Origin of the sequence: Alkalibacterium sp. 20 (assembly GCF_001885615.1) — a bacterium.
Lineage (GTDB): Bacteria > Bacillota > Bacilli > Lactobacillales > Carnobacteriaceae_A > Alkalibacterium.
In genome coordinates, this window is sequence record NZ_LSRN01000032.1 from 1 (window position 1) to 16,316 (window position 16,316).

General features: G+C 45.4%; 15 protein-coding genes. 14 read left to right on the top strand and 1 reads right to left on the bottom strand.

Going from position 1 to position 16,316, the window contains the following annotated elements:
* Nucleotides 1-132: 132 nt before the first annotated feature.
* From AX762_RS06095 to purB, 14 genes are all read left to right on the top strand, one after another.
* Nucleotides 133-1,590, top strand: coding sequence for an ABC transporter substrate-binding protein/permease (locus AX762_RS06095; protein ID WP_071848272.1), 1,458 nt, complete (start codon nt 133-135; stop codon nt 1,588-1,590).
* Nucleotides 1,583-2,308 (top strand): amino acid ABC transporter ATP-binding protein, encoded by a 726-nt coding sequence (locus AX762_RS06100; RefSeq protein ID WP_071848273.1) that lies wholly within the window; start codon nt 1,583-1,585, stop codon nt 2,306-2,308. Before AX762_RS06095 ends, AX762_RS06100 begins: the two co-directional genes overlap by 8 nt.
* 330 nt (nt 2,309-2,638) lie before the next feature.
* Nucleotides 2,639-3,349, top strand: a complete 711-nt coding sequence (purC, locus tag AX762_RS06105; RefSeq protein WP_071848274.1) for a phosphoribosylaminoimidazolesuccinocarboxamide synthase — start codon at nt 2,639-2,641, stop codon at nt 3,347-3,349.
* Nucleotides 3,350-3,364: 15 nt separating this feature from the next.
* Nucleotides 3,365-3,625 carry a phosphoribosylformylglycinamidine synthase subunit PurS gene (gene purS / locus AX762_RS06110; protein WP_071848275.1) on the top strand — a complete coding sequence of 87 codons (261 nt, stop codon included), beginning with the start codon at nt 3,365-3,367 and terminating at the stop codon, nt 3,623-3,625.
* Between the two features lie 2 nt (nt 3,626-3,627).
* A complete protein-coding gene (gene purQ / locus AX762_RS06115) occupies nt 3,628-4,311 on the top strand; it encodes a phosphoribosylformylglycinamidine synthase subunit PurQ (RefSeq protein WP_071848276.1) in 684 nt (227 codons plus the stop codon).
* Nucleotides 4,308-6,539 carry a phosphoribosylformylglycinamidine synthase subunit PurL gene (gene purL, locus AX762_RS06120; RefSeq protein WP_071848277.1) on the top strand — a complete coding sequence of 744 codons (2,232 nt, stop codon included), beginning with the start codon at nt 4,308-4,310 and terminating at the stop codon, nt 6,537-6,539. The genes purQ and purL overlap by 4 nt, the downstream gene beginning before the upstream one ends.
* The gene (purF, locus tag AX762_RS06125; protein WP_071848278.1) at nt 6,515-7,966 is read left to right on the top strand and encodes an amidophosphoribosyltransferase; all 1,452 of its coding nucleotides are present in this window, start codon (nt 6,515-6,517) and stop codon (nt 7,964-7,966) included. The genes purL and purF overlap by 25 nt, the downstream gene beginning before the upstream one ends.
* A 51-nt stretch (nt 7,967-8,017) precedes the next feature.
* Nucleotides 8,018-9,052 carry a phosphoribosylformylglycinamidine cyclo-ligase gene (gene purM, locus AX762_RS06130; protein WP_071848279.1) on the top strand — a complete coding sequence of 345 codons (1,035 nt, stop codon included), beginning with the start codon at nt 8,018-8,020 and terminating at the stop codon, nt 9,050-9,052.
* A 10-nt stretch (nt 9,053-9,062) separates the two neighbouring features.
* Nucleotides 9,063-9,635 (top strand): phosphoribosylglycinamide formyltransferase, encoded by a 573-nt coding sequence (purN, locus tag AX762_RS06135; protein WP_071848298.1) that lies wholly within the window; start codon nt 9,063-9,065, stop codon nt 9,633-9,635.
* Between the two features lie 25 nt (nt 9,636-9,660).
* Nucleotides 9,661-11,196 carry a bifunctional phosphoribosylaminoimidazolecarboxamide formyltransferase/IMP cyclohydrolase gene (gene purH / locus AX762_RS06140; RefSeq protein ID WP_071848280.1) on the top strand — a complete coding sequence of 512 codons (1,536 nt, stop codon included), beginning with the start codon at nt 9,661-9,663 and terminating at the stop codon, nt 11,194-11,196.
* An 85-nt stretch (nt 11,197-11,281) separates the two neighbouring features.
* Entirely contained in the window at nt 11,282-12,538 is a 1,257-nt protein-coding gene (gene purD / locus AX762_RS06145; RefSeq protein ID WP_071848281.1) for a phosphoribosylamine--glycine ligase, read from the top strand.
* A gap of 51 nt (nt 12,539-12,589) precedes the next feature.
* On the top strand, nt 12,590-13,078 hold the full coding sequence (gene purE / locus AX762_RS06150; RefSeq protein ID WP_143139311.1) for a 5-(carboxyamino)imidazole ribonucleotide mutase: 489 nt from the start codon (nt 12,590-12,592) through the stop codon (nt 13,076-13,078).
* The gene (purK, locus tag AX762_RS06155) at nt 13,071-14,198 is read left to right on the top strand and encodes a 5-(carboxyamino)imidazole ribonucleotide synthase (protein WP_071848282.1); all 1,128 of its coding nucleotides are present in this window, start codon (nt 13,071-13,073) and stop codon (nt 14,196-14,198) included. The genes purE and purK overlap by 8 nt, the downstream gene beginning before the upstream one ends.
* Nucleotides 14,199-14,210: 12 nt before the next feature.
* Complete coding sequence (gene purB, locus AX762_RS06160) at nt 14,211-15,509, top strand: adenylosuccinate lyase (RefSeq protein WP_071848283.1); 1,299 nt, start codon at nt 14,211-14,213, stop codon at nt 15,507-15,509.
* Between the two features lie 121 nt (nt 15,510-15,630).
* Here purB and AX762_RS06165 read toward each other — a convergent pair whose 3' ends face one another.
* Nucleotides 15,631-16,251, bottom strand: a complete 621-nt coding sequence (locus AX762_RS06165) for a trimeric intracellular cation channel family protein (RefSeq protein WP_071848284.1) — start codon at nt 16,249-16,251, stop codon at nt 15,631-15,633.
* Nucleotides 16,252-16,316: the final 65 nt, after the last annotated feature.

Genomic DNA, 16,316 nt, shown 5'->3' on the forward strand with positions numbered 1-16,316 from the left:
CACAAAGTATGCATTAAATGTTTGAAAACGTTATTATTTATTCTTTTTTTATAATTATATTGCATAATTACTTTTACGGTGGTATGATACTTTCTAAGTTGCTTAATGAAAGATAACAAAGGGGAGAATGATATGAAAAAGAGTGTAAAAGGGGTACTCATATTTTTACTTGTGCTGACCGGTCTGTTCACACCATCAGATCACGTGTCGGCAGAAGACGGATCCGCTCTTGAGCGCGTGCAGGATGAAGGTGTCCTGGTTGTTGGGACAAGCGCTGATTTTCCGCCGTTTGAGTTTTATGCTGAGGTAGACGGCGAACGTCAGGTCGTCGGTATGGACATGATGATCGCTCAAAAAATAGCGGATGACTTGGGCGTGGAACTGGAAATTAAAGACATTGGTTTTGACAGTCTGCTGCCGGCATTAGAGGCACGAAATGTTGATGTAGTCATTGCAGGGATGACGCCCACAGAAAAACGTCGAGAAAGTGTCGACTTTTCTGAAATTTACTTTAAAACGTTTCAAAATATTATGATAAGAACCGAAGATCAAGAAGTGTATACGTCACTGGAGTCACTGAAGGGGCTGCGTATCGGGGCTCAATCCAGCTCTTTACAGGAAGGTTTGGTAGATCAGATAGACGATGCGGAAATTATGAGTTTAACTAACTTAAGTGATCTGCTGCTGGCTTTGAAAACCAACCGTATCGAAGCGATCGTCATGCAAGGACCTAATGCAGAAGCACATGCTGGTAGTGACGAGGATTTGTTCACATTTGTCGGTGAGTTTGAAATGGAAGACGATGATGCGGGCTCAGCCGTTGCTTTCAGACAAGGGGAAGATTCCTTAGTAGAAGCGGTCAATCAGAGTTTAGCGGAAATTGAAGAGCAGAATCTAACGGAAGACTATCTCGTTGTAGCCGGCGAATATATGGCCCAGGGAGATGAAGAATCCGGTTTTGTTTCAGATTACTGGAGATATTTCTGGGATGGGACAAAAATCACCCTGCTCATCTCCGCTGTCGCAGTATTTTTCGGACTCATTTTAGGCGCCATTCTCGCTTTGATGCGTCTATCAAAAAGATTCTTATTCAGAGCACTAGCGACGGCTTATATCGAATTCGTTCGTGGAACGCCGATGCTGATTCAAGTAATGTTTATCTACTTTGCTTCCGGGATGTTCTTCAACTTACCCGCATTGACTGCCGGGATCATAGCTGTATCGCTGAACTCCGGGGCGTATATCGCCGAGATCATAAGAAGTGGTTTGAACTCGGTGAATAAAGGGCAGGAGGAAGCGGCTCGAAGTTTAGGGATGAGTAAAAATGATGCGCTGCGTCATATCATTTTCCCGCAGGCATTGAAGAATATTTGGCCGGCACTCGGAAATGAATTCATTACGATCATTAAAGAATCATCGATCGTATCCGTCATCGGTGTAGGGGAACTGATCTTTCAAACCCGTGTGGTTCGTTCGATCTCCTTCCAGGGTATTTTGCCTCTCTTTATCACGATGCTTATCTACTTCACGTTGACCTTTAGCTTAACGAAACTCTTGAACTACTACGAAGGGAGAATGAATCATGATTAAAGTAAATCACTTGAAAAAATCATTTGGTAAAAATGTTGTGTTAAAGGATATCAATGAAGAAATTAAAAAAGGGGAAGTGGTTGTAGTGATCGGACCTTCGGGTTCCGGTAAATCAACTTTTCTGCGTTGTCTGAACTTGCTTGAAGAACCAACTGATGGAGAAATCGTGTTTGAGAACACGTCTCTGACCGGGTTGAAAGAAACAGAACTCAATCAGCTGCGTCAAAAAATGGGCATGGTTTTCCAGCAGTTTAACTTGTTCCCCCACATGACAGCCAAACAGAATTTAGCCATTACGCCGGTCAAGTCGAAAGGGATCTCGCAGGATGCCGCTGACAAGAGAGCGGTAGAGCTCCTTGAACAAGTGGGGCTGGGAGACAAAGTCGAGGCGTATCCTGCTAGTTTATCCGGCGGGCAGCAGCAGCGTGTAGCGATTGCCCGTGCCTTAGCGATGGATCCTGATGTGATGCTGTTTGACGAACCAACATCCGCTCTCGATCCCGAGATGGTTGGAGAAGTGTTGAAAGTCATGAAAGATTTAGCCCAATCGGGGATGACGATGGTTGTGGTCACACATGAGATGGGTTTTGCCCGAGAAGTGGCCGACCGTGTACTGTTTATGGACGGTGGTTATATCGTCGAACAAGGCAAACCGGAAGATATCTTTACTCATCCGACACATGAACGCACACAAAATTTTTTAGCAAAAGTATTATAATTATAATGAGCACAAGTTTCCGGTGAAAAACCGAAAGCTTGTGCTTTAATTTATTCAACAAATCATCAAGCTTATTTCACTGAAGATCTTTATTGTATATGAGAATGATGTTCGTTTTTTACAGTCTTTATTTTTTATTAAGTAACTGAAAAGTATGAATGAAACGAAATTACGAACGATAGACGAAATTTAAAAGAAAATATCCACAGAAAGGTTGACTCATAGAATCATATTAATTATGATGAAGACACATCGACAGATAAGAACGATACTTAAATTAAAAGAGCCTAATGTTCGTGTTTAAGAGATAAGTCAAGGAGGGGTATTCTGTTGGAAAAAAGAGGTATTCTTTACGAAGGAAAGGCAAAACAACTATTTGAAACCACTGAACCCGATGTATTATGGGTCACCTATAAAAACCAGGCCACTGCAGGCAATGGAGCAAAAAAAGAAACCATAGCAGGCAAAGGCGAACTGAACAATCAGATTACGAGTCTGATCTTTGAAAAACTAAAGGAAAAAGGCATTCCCAGTCACTTCATCGAGCGACTGTCTGATACGGATCAGGCCATTGAAAGGGTAGGCATGTTTCCGTTGGAAGTAGTGATACGAAACGTTGCAGCAGGAAGCTTTTCCAGGCGTTTAGATGTAGAAGAAGGAAAAGACCTGCCGTTTCCGGTCTTGGAATTCTATTTAAAAGACGACGCTCTGAACGATCCGTTGATCAACGATGATCATATTCTGGCACTTGAGCTTGCAGCGGAAGAAGAAGTGGCAGAATTGAAGAAACAGGCACGACACATCAATCAGGCATTGATATCTTTATTCCAACAAGCAGGAATCAGACTGGTTGACTTCAAACTGGAATTTGGAAAAACAAAAGAGGGCACTATCATACTGGCTGATGAAATTTCACCAGACACGTGCCGTTTATGGGACCTAAAGACGAACGATAGGCTGGATAAGGATATATTCAGACAAGACCTTGGAGACATCATTCCCTTGTATCGGGAAGTATTGAATCGCTTAAACCAACTTTAAAAGGAGTAGTGACGCATGTATAACGTAAAAGTTTATGTAACCTATAAAGAATCTATTTTGGACCCTCAAGGGGAAGCGGTCAGAGGTGCCGTTCACCGGATGGGATTTGATGAAATCGACGATATCCGCATCGGTAAATATTTTGAAATAAAGGTATCTAAACATGAAGAACGTTTGGTTGAAGAGGTCATCGAAACCGTGTGTGACAAGCTGCTGGCTAATGTGGTCATGGAAACTTACCGTTATGAGATCGAAGAAGTAAAGGAGACGGTTTGAGCATGCGATTTGCAGTGATTCAATTTCCCGGTTCCAATTGTGATATCGATCTGCTCCATGCAATCAGAGACGGTGTGGGCGAAGAAGCAGAATATGTTCCGCATACCGCAACAAGTCTAGCTGGCTTTGACGGCGTACTCCTTCCTGGAGGTTTTTCATACGGAGATTATCTGAGGTGTGGCGCAATTTCCCGTTTTTCCAATGTCATGAGTGAAGTGAAGCGGTTCGCTGATGAAGGCAAACTTGTTTTTGGAACCTGCAACGGCTTTCAGATTTTAGTCGAAGCCGGTCTGCTCCCGGGTGCCCTGCAGCGGAATAAAAACCTGCATTTCATCTGCAAGACGACTGAGCTGAAAGTGGAAAATACTAACACTAAATTTACTTCAGAATATGAGAAAGACGAAGTTCTCACCATCCCGATTGCTCACGGCGAAGGCAATTATTATTGTGACGACGACACGCTGGCTGATTTAAAAGCCAATAACCAGATCGTCTTTACCTATGCGTCTGAAAATCCCAATGGGTCGGTCGGAAATATTGCCGGCATTATCAATAAAAAAGGCAATGTCCTTGGCATGATGCCCCATCCTGAAAGAGCCGTTGAAGACTTGCTTGGATCAAGTGACGGTCTGCGCTTTTTTGAGTCGATGGTCCAGAACTTTGCAAAGGAGACTACAGAAGTATGAAAACCGTTCATGAACCCTCAGCAGAAATGATTAAAAACGAACGTATCTATGTACAGTGGGGACTCACCGATGAAGAGTATCGCATGATATCTGAAGACATCCTGGGTCGTCTGCCGAATTATACGGAGACCGGACTTTTTTCAGTTATGTGGAGCGAACACTGTTCATATAAAAATTCAAAACCGGTTCTGCGTAAATTCCCAACAAACGGGCCTCGCGTCCTTCAGGGGCCGGGAGAAGGCGCCGGGATCGTCGATATCGGTGACAACCAGGCGGTCGTATTTAAAGCGGAAAGTCATAACCATCCCTCGGCGATCGAACCTTATGAAGGTGCAGCTACCGGTGTAGGCGGCATCATCCGCGATATTTTCAGTATGGGTGCGCGCCCGATCGCTTTGCTTGATTCCCTGCGTTTTGGGGAACTGGATAATGAACGGACTAAATATTTGCTGGAAGAAGTCGTGGCTGGTATCGGTGGATACGGCAATTGTATCGGTATTCCAACGGTCGGCGGAGAAATCGGCTTTGATCCCGTTTATAAAGACAACCCTCTCGTAAATGCGATGTGTGTCGGACTGATCGATCATAAAGATATTCAAAAAGGACAAGCTAAAGGCGTCGGCAACACGATCATGTATGTCGGAGCTAAAACGGGTCGAGACGGTATCCATGGCGCGACGTTCGCTTCTGAAGAATTCAGTGATGGCGAAGAATCCGAACGTTCAGCTATTCAGGTCGGTGATCCGTTTATGGAGAAATTATTATTGGAAGCGTGTCTGGAACTGATCCAGGATCACAGTGATATTTTGGTCGGCATTCAGGATATGGGGGCCGCCGGACTGGTTTCGTCCAGTGCTGAGATGGCCTCGAAAGCGGGCAGCGGACTGGTCCTGAATTTAGATGACGTGCCACAGCGTGAAACGCACATGACCCCATATGAAATGATGTTGTCGGAGTCACAGGAACGCATGCTGATCTGTGTGACGAAAGGGTCTGAAGCACGTGTAAAAGAATTGTTTTCACGGTATGAACTCGAGGCCGTCAATATCGGACACGTCACAGATGATGGGCAATACCGTTTGTATCATAGAGGAGTACAGGTCGCGGACCTGCCTGTTGATGCCCTGGCGGAAGATGCGCCTATCTATCATAAAGAATATGTTGAACCTGCGCGTATCCAGCAATTCAAAGAAATGAAAGCATTCGAACCTGTCGTTGAAAATGCCGGCGAGACGTTCAAACAACTTCTGCAGCAGCCGACGATCGCGTCTAAAAAATCGATCTATGAGACCTATGATTCAATGGTTCGAACCAATACGGTGGTTGGGCCCGGTAGTGATGCGGCAGTTTTACGTATCCGGGGCACACGAAAAGCACTGGCAATGACGACGGATTGCAATGCCCGTTACCTGTTCTTGAATCCGGAAATGGGTGGACAGATGGCAGTGGCGGAAGCAGCCAGAAATATTGTGGCGAGTGGCGGAGAACCGTTAGCTATTACAGACTGCCTGAATTACGGTAATCCGGACAAGCCGGAAGTGTTCTGGGAACTCTGGACATCGGCAGACGGTATTGCCAAAGCCTGCGAGACTTTAGGAACGCCTGTTATCTCAGGTAATGTATCTTTATACAACGAGACCAATGGAGAAGCAATTTATCCGACACCTATGATCGGAATGGTCGGACTGGTCAAAGACTTGAATCATGTCACGACGGCTGATTTCAAAAAAGCTGGAGATAAAATCTTTGCGATCGGCGAAACAAAAGCTGATTTTAATGGGTCGGAACTTCAGAAAATGCAATTGGGAAGAATCGAAGGTGAATTGTTCGCTTTTGATATAATGAAAGAAAAAATGATCCAAGATAAAGTACTGGAAGCGATCCGCAACGGTTGGGTCGAAAGCGCCCACGACTGTTCTGAAGGTGGACTGGCCGTGGCTCTTCTGGAATCAGCATTCTCAAATGAATATGGCTTAGATGTAAAAGTAGACCTGCCGAAAGAATGGCTTTTTTCCGAATCGCCTTCCCGTTTTGTCTTGTCAGTTAAACCGGAATCGGCTGAAAACATCCAAGATTTATTTGGATCAGATGCAGCAGAAATCGGAGAAGTGACAGATACGGGGATCGCAGTGATTCAAACTCAGGATGAAAAATTGGAACTGAACGTGCACGAACTGAAACAGATTTGGGAAGGAGCGATTCCATGGTTGCTGAAGTCAAAAGTTTAAATGAAGAATGTGGCGTGTTTGGAGTTTGGGGACATTCGGATGCAGCACAGTTGAATTTCTTCGGACTCCACAGTCTGCAGCACCGCGGTCAGGAAGGTGCCGGGATCGTCACGAAGCATAAGGGGCGTTTGAAAGGGCATAGAGATCTCGGCTTGTTGTCTGAAGTGTTCAAAGATGAAAGAGACTTACAAGGACTGACTGGTGATGCAGGAATTGGACATGTCCGCTACAGTACGGCCGGCAATAACAGCATCTTGAATATCCAACCGTTCTTATTCAAATTTCATGATGAAGAAATCGCACTGGCGCATAACGGCAATTTGATCAATGCGTTGAGCCTGCGCAAAGAATTAGAAGATAACGGTGCTATTTTTCATTCAAATTCGGATACGGAAGTGCTGATGCATCTGATAAGGCGCAGCCAGCAGGATACGTTGATGGGACGCATCAAAGAAAGTCTGAATACAGTGAAAGGGGCTTTTGCGTATGTGATGCTGACCCCAGATGCGCTGATCGGTGCCCTTGATCCAAACGGCTTTCGCCCCTTGTCTATTGGACAAATGGAAAACGGCGCTTATGTGCTGGCGAGTGAAACCTGCGCCCTGGAAGTGGTCGGTGCAGAGTTTATCCGTTCAGTTCAGCCAGGAGAAATAGTTACTATAGATGATTCCGGCTATACCATTGATACCTATACTGATCAGACGGTGACGCAGATCTGTTCGATGGAATTCATTTACTTTGCCCGACCGGATTCAAACATCGGTGGAGTCAATGTCCACACGGCACGTAAAAACATGGGCAAACGACTGGCAAAAGAATCACCAGTGGATGCAGACATGGTTATCGGGGTCCCTAACTCTTCGTTGTCTGCGGCAAGTGGGTACGCTGAAGAGAGCGGCATCCCGTATGAAATGGGTCTGGTCAAGAATCAGTATGTCGGCCGCACATTCATTCAGCCAACGCAGGAGTTGAGAGAACAAGGCGTCCGCATGAAGTTGTCTGCTGTTAGAGGAGTCGTAGCCGGGAAGAAAGTGATCATGGTCGATGATTCAATCGTGCGCGGAACGACGAGTAAACGAATCGTTCAGTTGCTGAAAGAGGCGGGAGCGGCTGAAGTTCATGTTCGTATTTCTTCTCCACCTTTGAAATATCCGTGTTTTTATGGCATCGATATCCAAAACCAGAAAGAACTGATCGCAGCTGATTACTCCGTTGAAGAGATTCGCCAAAAAATCGGGGCAGATAGTTTATCCTTCTTAAGTATCGAAGGGACTGTTGAATCGATCGGATTGAAATTTGATGCACCTCACAATGGACTGTGTATGTCCTACTTTACGGGAGACTACCCGACATCGTTGTATGATTATGAAGTCGACTATAGGAAGACATTAAATAAAATCAAAGAAAGTAATCCACAAATGTTTTAATCATGTCTGACGTTAATATGGTTAGTGATGAATATAAGGAGGATCTATTAAATGGGAAATGCCTACACCAATGCAGGAGTAAATGTAGAAGCGGGCTATGAAACAGTTGAACGCATCAAAAAACACGCGAAACGTACCGAACGACTGGGAATGATGGGCGCTTTGGGCGGTTTTGGCGGGACGTTTGATTTGTCAAAAATAAAGGTCAAGGAGCCAGTTTTAGTTTCTGGAACGGATGGGGTAGGGACTAAACTTTTAATAGCGATCCAGCAGGACAAACACGATACGATCGGCATTGATTGTGTGGCCATGTGTGTCAATGATATTTTAGCTCAGGGAGCCGAACCGCTTTACTTCCTGGATTACATCGCGACGGGCAAAAACGTTCCGGAAAAAATGGAACAGATCGTCGCGGGCATTTCTGATGGGTGCGTCCAGGCAGGGGCAGGGTTGATCGGGGGAGAAACAGCTGAAATGCCAGATATGTATGGGGAAAATGAGTATGATGTCGCCGGCTTCTGTGTAGGCGTTGTCGAAAAGAGTCGTCTCTTGACACCTGAACACGTCAAAACCGGCGACAAACTGATCGGCATTGCTTCAAGCGGTATCCATTCAAATGGCTATTCTCTGGTCAGAAAGATCTGTTTTGTTCAAAATAAATTCACGTTCGAATCGACCTTTGAAGAATTAGGTGAAACAACACTTGGGGAAGCGTTATTGGAACCAACAAAAATTTATGTGTCGTCTGTTCTTCCGTTACTGAAAAAAGATTGGGTACACGGCATTTCTCATGTAACTGGGGGCGGATTTGTCGAGAATCTTCCACGCATGCTGCCGGAAGGACTTTCTGCGACGATTAAAACAGGGTCCTGGCCTATTCCTGGCATATTCACATTGTTAGAAAAGCACGGAGAACTGAAACGTGAAGAAATGTACGGTATATTTAATATGGGCATCGGGATGGTCCTGGCTGTTCCTTCAGAAAATGAAGCAGCCGTGCTCCAGAGCTTAGCTCAAGCGGGTGAATCGGCCGTTACGATCGGCGAAGTTTCTGGAAATAAAGATGAGGCGATCACCTTTGAATAAAATTCAGCCTATGAAGATAGCGGTTTTTGCTTCTGGAAATGGGTCGAATTTTGAGGCGATCGTTGAGGCAGTAAGGGACGGGAAAGTAGAAGCGGAAATCGCTTTGCTGGTGTGTGACAGACCAGAAGCTTATGTTTTAAAGAGAGCAGAACGGTTAGGCATTTCATCTATCACTTTACAGCCGAAAGCGTTTGAGTCAAAAATAGCCTATGAAACAGAAGTGCTGGATCATCTGCAGGCTGAGTCAATTGAACTGATTGTTCTGGCCGGCTGCATGCGGATCGTTGGAGCCACGCTCTTAAAAGCATACCCGAAAAGAATAGTGAACATCCATCCATCGCTCTTGCCACTATACCCCGGAAGACAAGGCATTGAAGATGCGTTTAATGACGGGGCGACTGAAACCGGCGTAACGGTCCATTTAGTGGATGAGGGAATCGATACAGGTCCGGTACTGGCTCAAAGAAAAGTTGCCATTCATCAAGGCGATGCGATAGAATTATTAGAAGGAAAAATACATGCACTCGAGCATGAGCTATTTCCAGAAGTCATTCAAACGTATATTAAAAAGCTGAAAAGCTAAAAAGCTGCAAAAGGAGCATGTCATTATGAAACGCGCACTCATTAGTGTATCAGACAAAACCAACATAGTAGATTTTGCAAAAGCATTAGTAAAACAGAACATAGAAATCATATCGACCGGCGGGACGAAGCGGGTTTTAGATGAAGCGGGTATTTCCACGCTTTCCATTGAAGAAGTGACCGGGTTTCCTGAGATGATGGATGGACGCGTGAAGACGCTGCATCCAATTATTCACGGCGGATTGCTTGGACGCCGTGACCTTGACAGCCACATGAAGGCGATGGACGAGCACAATATTCAACCAATCGATTTTGTCTGTGTGAATCTTTACCCATTCAAAGAAACCATCAAGAAAACAGAGACGACTCCTGAAGAAGCCATCGAACAGATCGATATCGGCGGACCAAGCATGCTGCGCAGTGCGGCGAAAAACTTTGCTTCAGTGACAGTTGTAGTCGATTCCAACGACTACAACGAGGTGATCGCAGAACTCGCAAAAAACGGGGAAACGTCGATAGCTACAAGACAACGACTAGCCGCAAAAGTCTTCCGACACACAGCAAGTTATGATGCGCTGATCGCTGATTACTTAACAGCTTTAACTGGAGAAACCGAACCGGAAACAGCGACACACACGTATGATCATAAAGAAACACTGCGATACGGAGAGAACAGTCATCAGACAGCGGTCTTTTATGAAGAACCGCTGGCGTCAAGCTTCTCTATAGCGAAAGCCAAGCAACTGCACGGGAAAGCATTGTCCTTTAACAACATCAAAGATGCGGATGCAGCGATTCGAATCGCCCGTGATTTTGATGAACCGGTCGCCGTCGCACTCAAACATATGAATCCGTGTGGCATCGGCATCGGTCAGACGGTCGAAGAAGCGTTTGATCGGGCATACGAAGCGGACCCTATGTCGATTTTTGGCGGCATCGTCGTCGTGAACGCAGAAGTATCCTTAGCCTTAGCCGAAAAACTGCACAAAATCTTTTTGGAGATCGTCATTGCTCCGAGTTATTCTGAAGATGCTTTAAAAGTTTTAACTAAAAAGAAAAACGTCCGGTTACTGGAACTGGATTTTTCAGAAGCGAGAAAAGGCGGCAAAGAGACGGTATCTGTTTTAGGCGGCCTGCTGGTCCAAAATCAGGATATGATCGACGAAAAAGAAGCGCCTGAATGGACAGTTGTGACAGAAAAAGCACCGACTGACGCGCAGATGGCGGCTATGCAATTAAACTGGAAAGCCGTTAAACACGTTAAAAGTAATGCGATCGTCGTTGGGAATGACAAGCAGACTTTAGGTATTGGTGCCGGTCAGATGAACCGGATAGGCGCTGTGAAAATAGCCATCGAACAGGCGGGGGAACAGGCAAAAGAAGCCGTTCTTGCGAGTGATGCCTTTTTCCCGATGGATGACAGCGTGGAGTATGCCGCTGAACATGGCATTCAAGCCATCGTTCAACCAGGCGGAAGCGTCAAAGATCAGGCATCGATCGATAAAGCGAACGAACACGGGATAGCAATGGTGTTCACGGCGACGCGTCATTTCAGACATTAAGATTGATCGAAGAGGGGGGGACCTCTCTTTCCTTTTTACATAGGTATAAATAAGCACAATAAGGCACGATGAAGGGGAGAAGACAGTGAAACTTTTAGTTGTCGGGGCAGGCGGTCGCGAGCACGCGATTGCTAAAAAGCTTTTATCAAGTGAACAAGTCGAGACCGTTTTTTGTGCGCCGGGAAACGCAGGCATGAAAAAAGACGGCATCGAGGTTTTGGAGATAGACCAGTCGGATCACACAGCTTTGATCAACTTCGCAAAAAAAGAGGACATTTCCTGGACGGTCGTCGGACCGGAAATCCCGTTGATTAACGGGATAGTGGATGATTTCCAGGCAGAAGGATTGAAAATATTCGGGCCCTCAAAAGCAGCGACATTGATCGAAGCCTCAAAAGAATTTGCAAAAGAACTGATGGTTAAAAAAGATATCCCGACAGCAGACTATCAGTCGTTTGGTGACTATGATTCAGCAAGGAAGTATATCGAACAGGGGACTGTTCCGGTTGTGATAAAGGCAGATGGTCTGGCTGCAGGTAAAGGTGTTGTCGTTGCTGAAACAAAGGAAGAAGCATTAAACGCTCTAAAGGACATGATGCTGGACAAGAAATATGGCGCACTGAATACAAGAGTGGTCATCGAAGAATACTTAACAGGCGAAGAATTCTCCCTGATGGCATTCGTCAATGGCGAAAAAGTGTACCCGATGGTTATTTCTCAAGACCATAAACGTCTGCTTGAAGAGGATAAAGGACCCAATACCGGAGGGATGGGAGCTTACGCACCCGTGCTGCACATATCAGAATCTATCGTGAAAGAAGCAGTTGAACGAATTCTGGTACCGGCGGCTGTTGGAATGATGGAAAATGGGACTCCTTTTGTGGGTATATTGTATGCGGGTGTGATGGCGACAGATGCAGGACCCAAAAACATCGAGTTCAATGCGCGTTTTGGTGACCCTGAAACTCAGGTGCTGATGAACCGATTGGAATCTGACCTGGCTCAAGTGATCACTGATTTGTTAGAAGATAACGAACCTGAACTGATCTGGAAAAAAGACGGGGTAAGTTTAGGCGTCGTCGTTGCTGCAGAAGGATACCCGGAAAACTATCAGAAAAGTATTCCGCTAAGTCTTCCTGAATCAACAGAGGGCGTTCATTTATACTTCGCAGGCGTCAAAGAAGAAGCGGGCGAATTAGTTTCAGACGGTGGACGGATTTATTTGGTCGAAGCATCGGGTGATACGATTAAAGATGCACAAGATAACATCTACCAGGCACTTGCATCAGTGGATACATCGGGTTGTGTATACCGGACAGACATTGGAAACAGGGCGCTTTAAGAGTAAACTAGAGGAAAGAGTAGTTGATCACTAAATTGGGAGGCGTTTGATTTGGCAATCGAAGTAGGAGTCGTTATGGGAAGCACATCAGACTGGGAAACAATGAAACACACGTGTGAGGTGCTGGACGAACTGAAGATAGGCTATGAGAAAAAGGTCGTTTCTGCACACCGCACACCCGATTTGATGTTTGAATATGCAACAGAGGCAAGAGCGCGCGGCATCAAAGTGATCATCGCCGGAGCAGGTGGCGCCGCTCATTTACCGGGTATGTTGGCGGCAAAAACGACGCTGCCTGTCATTGGGGTACCGGTGCAATCCAAGGCTTTGAATGGACTGGATTCACTTCTGTCCATTGTTCAGATGCCTGGCGGCGTACCCGTCGCGACTGTTGCAATCGGCAAAGCGGGGGCAACGAATGCCGGACTTCTGGCAGCGCAGATACTAGGTACCATTGATTTAAAAATCGCCGAACGAATCGAATCGAGAAGAGAAGCCTTAAAACAGAAAGTTTTGGAAAGTAGTGACGCTCTTGTCTAAACAAATCAAACCTGGAAGCACAATCGGCATCATTGGTGGCGGACAACTCGGACGGATGATGGCTTTTTCCGCCAAAGAAAGAGGGTACCGGATAGCTGTTTTAGATCCCACACCCGACTGTCCAACTGCTCAGATAGCCGACTGGCATATCGAAGCCGCCTATGATGATTTAGAAGCCTTGAAAGAACTGGCCGAGCGCAGTGACGTGCTGACGTACGAATTTGAAAATGTCGATGCCCAAACGATCGAGCGTGTCCTCGAACAAGTCGCTATAGCGATTCCGCAAGGGACAGAGTTACTTTTGATCACTCAAAACCGTTTAAATGAAAAAGAATTCTTGAAAAAAGCAGGCATATCGATTGCCTCCTATGCTAAAATTGAAACGAAAGCTGATTTAACGGAAGGGGTAAAAACCCTCGGCTATCCTGCGGTATTGAAAACCATTCGCGGGGGATACGACGGAAAAGGTCAAGTCGTTTTGAAGTCTGAGTCAGATTTAGAAGAAGCTTTGGATCTACTCGAAAAGGGTACATGCGTCCTGGAAGAATGGGTATCTTTCGACAAAGAAATTTCGATCATGGTGGCCCGTAACGAAGCGGGTGATGTCGTGACCCTACCTGTTTCAGAGAATATTCATCAGGATAATATTTTGCTTGAAAGCATCGTCCCCGCTCGTATTTCAGAAGATACATTTAAAGAGGCAGAAAGAATGGCAAAAACCATTGCTGAGAAAATGGGGTTAGTGGGTGTTCTTGGTGTGGAACTGTTCTTAACGAAATCTGGAAAAATCTACGCCAACGAATTAGCACCACGTCCGCATAATTCCGGACACTATTCGATCGAAGCCTGTACAGAGTCTCAATTCGACCTGCACATCCGGGCCATCTGCGGATATCCCTTACCTGACGTCGAATTATTGAAACCAGCTGTGATGATCAATATTCTGGGCGAACATTTTTACCAGGCGTTGGAGCTGAACAACACTCAGCCATCATGGCATGTCCATGACTACGGGAAAACAGGTGCCAAAGTCGGACGTAAAATGGGACACGTCACTATCTTGACTGATAATATAGAAGAAACTTTACACGCTATTGATGAAACGAAAATTTGGAATTAGGAGACTGACGATATGATTGAACGCTATTCAAGACCTGAAATGAAAGAACTCTGGTCAGAAAAAAACCGCTATCAGTCCTGGCTGGAAGTTGAAATTTTAGCAGACGAGGCCTGGGCGGAACTGGGAGTAATTCCTAAAGAAGATGTTCAGAAAATTCGTGAGAATGCCTCGTTTGATATCAAGCGCATTCTAGAAATCGAACAGCAGACCAAACACGACGTTGTTGCGTTTACCCGCTCAGTTTCCGAATCACTCGGTGACGAAAAGAAATGGGTCCATTACGGCTTGACCAGTACTGATGTAGTGGATACAGCCTATGGATACCAGCTGAAACAAGTGAATGATGTGTTGAGACATGACCTGCAGCAATTGCTTGAAGTAATCGGCGAGAAGGCAAAAGAACATAAATATACTGTGACAATGGGTCGAACACACGGGGTACATGCCGAACCGACCACATTTGGATTGAAACTCGCTCTTTGGTATTCAGAAATGAAACGCCATATCGAACGCTTTGAACATGCAGCAAAAGGAGTGGAAGCGGGCAAAATAAGCGGAGCAGTCGGGACGTTTGCCAATATTCCGACATTCGTAGAAAAATTTGTCTGTGAAAAATTAGGGACACGTCCACAAGAAATTTCCACTCAAGTCCTGCCACGTGATCTGCATGCTGAATATTTGAGCTCGATAGCACTCATCGCAACCAGTGTAGAGAAGTTTGCGACTGAAATTAGAGGATTGCAGAAGTCAGAAACAAGAGAAGTGGAAGAAGGCTTTGCTAAGGGGCAAAAAGGGTCATCAGCCATGCCGCATAAACGCAACCCGATCGGATCAGAAAACATGGTCGGACTTGCTCGTGTTATACGCGGACATATGATGACGGCTTATGAAAATGTCACGTTATGGCACGAACGCGATATCTCTCATTCTTCGGCCGAACGCATTATACTACCGGACAGTACGACGCTTTTAAATTACATGCTGAATCGGTTTACTAATATTGTCCGTGATCTGACCGTGTTCCCGGAAAATATGAAACGGAACATGAATGCGACGTTTGGACTGATATACAGCCAGCGTGTGCTTTTGAAACTGATCGATAAAGGCTTGAGCAGAGAAGATGCCTATGATCTGGTACAGCCGAGAACAGCAGAAGCATGGGACAAACAGACTGCATTCAAGCCCTTGCTGGAAAAAAATGAAAGAATCATGTCTTTACTGAATCAGGAAGAACTGGATGATGCCTTTGATTATACTTACCATCTGAAAAATGTTGATGAGATCTTTGAACGTGTCGGCTTAGATGACTGAATGAAGTACAGGTGAACTATTGCAACAATAAAGGGAAGATAGCATCACAGAAAAAAACACTTTCGATCGGGCTAGGGTATAGTCCGAAACGAGAGTGATTTTTTGTGTGCTGAATTTCTGCTTAATAAAAACCATTCCTCTTTTGTGCGGAAAAATAGTGGGGGAGGGTCCATTTATAGTAGATCGATGCTAGCCTCAAGATGATCAGCGCAATGAATAAAACGGTCACGACGTAAGGCCCGCTTATCCAGTCAAGTCCGATAAACAACCCAGCTAAGGCAGCCCACAAGGCGTAAATTTCTGAATAGAAAATCACCGGTTTGCGCCCGGCCAGTAAATCTCTTACTATGCCTCCGCCAGCACCGGTCAAGACAGCGGCAGTCACAACGGCAATGACCGGCGCATCAATCGAAACCGCATAATTCGCTCCTTGAATAGCGAACGCAGCCAATCCGACGGCATCAAAAAAGACGGCACTATGTTTAAAATGATGCTTCCATTTATGCGGGAAGAAAAAAGTAAAGGTGATGGAAACAAACGCAATGATGAATAAGCTTTTTTGTATCCAAATTCCTTCAACGGATACACCTAACAGTAAGTTCCGGATCACGCCCCCACCAAAAGCGGTGGTGAACCCCAGAATGTACGCTCCCAATAAATCGTAGTTCTCCTCTGAAGCAACCAGTGTTCCGTTTATCCCAAAAGCTATGGCACCCATAATATCCAATACATCCCAAGTCACACGACCACTCCTAATTTGTCATTTGTCTTATATATACTAGTACTTTACTATCGGAATGTCTAACA

Bases quoted from the DNA above. Each gene is read 5' to 3' on its own strand.
- purL (WP_071848277.1), top strand. From the start codon at position 4,308: ATGAAAACCGTTCATGAACCCTCAGCAGAAATGATTAAAAACGAACGT.
- purQ (WP_071848276.1), top strand. From the start codon at position 3,628: ATGCGATTTGCAGTGATTCAATTTCCCGGTTCCAATTGTGATATCGAT.
- purN (WP_071848298.1), top strand. From the start codon at position 9,063: ATGAAGATAGCGGTTTTTGCTTCTGGAAATGGGTCGAATTTTGAGGCG.
- purB (WP_071848283.1), top strand. From the start codon at position 14,211: ATGATTGAACGCTATTCAAGACCTGAAATGAAAGAACTCTGGTCAGAA.
- AX762_RS06100 (WP_071848273.1), top strand. From the start codon at position 1,583: ATGATTAAAGTAAATCACTTGAAAAAATCATTTGGTAAAAATGTTGTG.
- purH (WP_071848280.1), top strand. From the start codon at position 9,661: ATGAAACGCGCACTCATTAGTGTATCAGACAAAACCAACATAGTAGAT.
- purF (WP_071848278.1), top strand. From the start codon at position 6,515: ATGGTTGCTGAAGTCAAAAGTTTAAATGAAGAATGTGGCGTGTTTGGA.
- AX762_RS06095 (WP_071848272.1), top strand. From the start codon at position 133: ATGAAAAAGAGTGTAAAAGGGGTACTCATATTTTTACTTGTGCTGACC.
- purS (WP_071848275.1), top strand. From the start codon at position 3,365: ATGTATAACGTAAAAGTTTATGTAACCTATAAAGAATCTATTTTGGAC.
- purM (WP_071848279.1), top strand. From the start codon at position 8,018: ATGGGAAATGCCTACACCAATGCAGGAGTAAATGTAGAAGCGGGCTAT.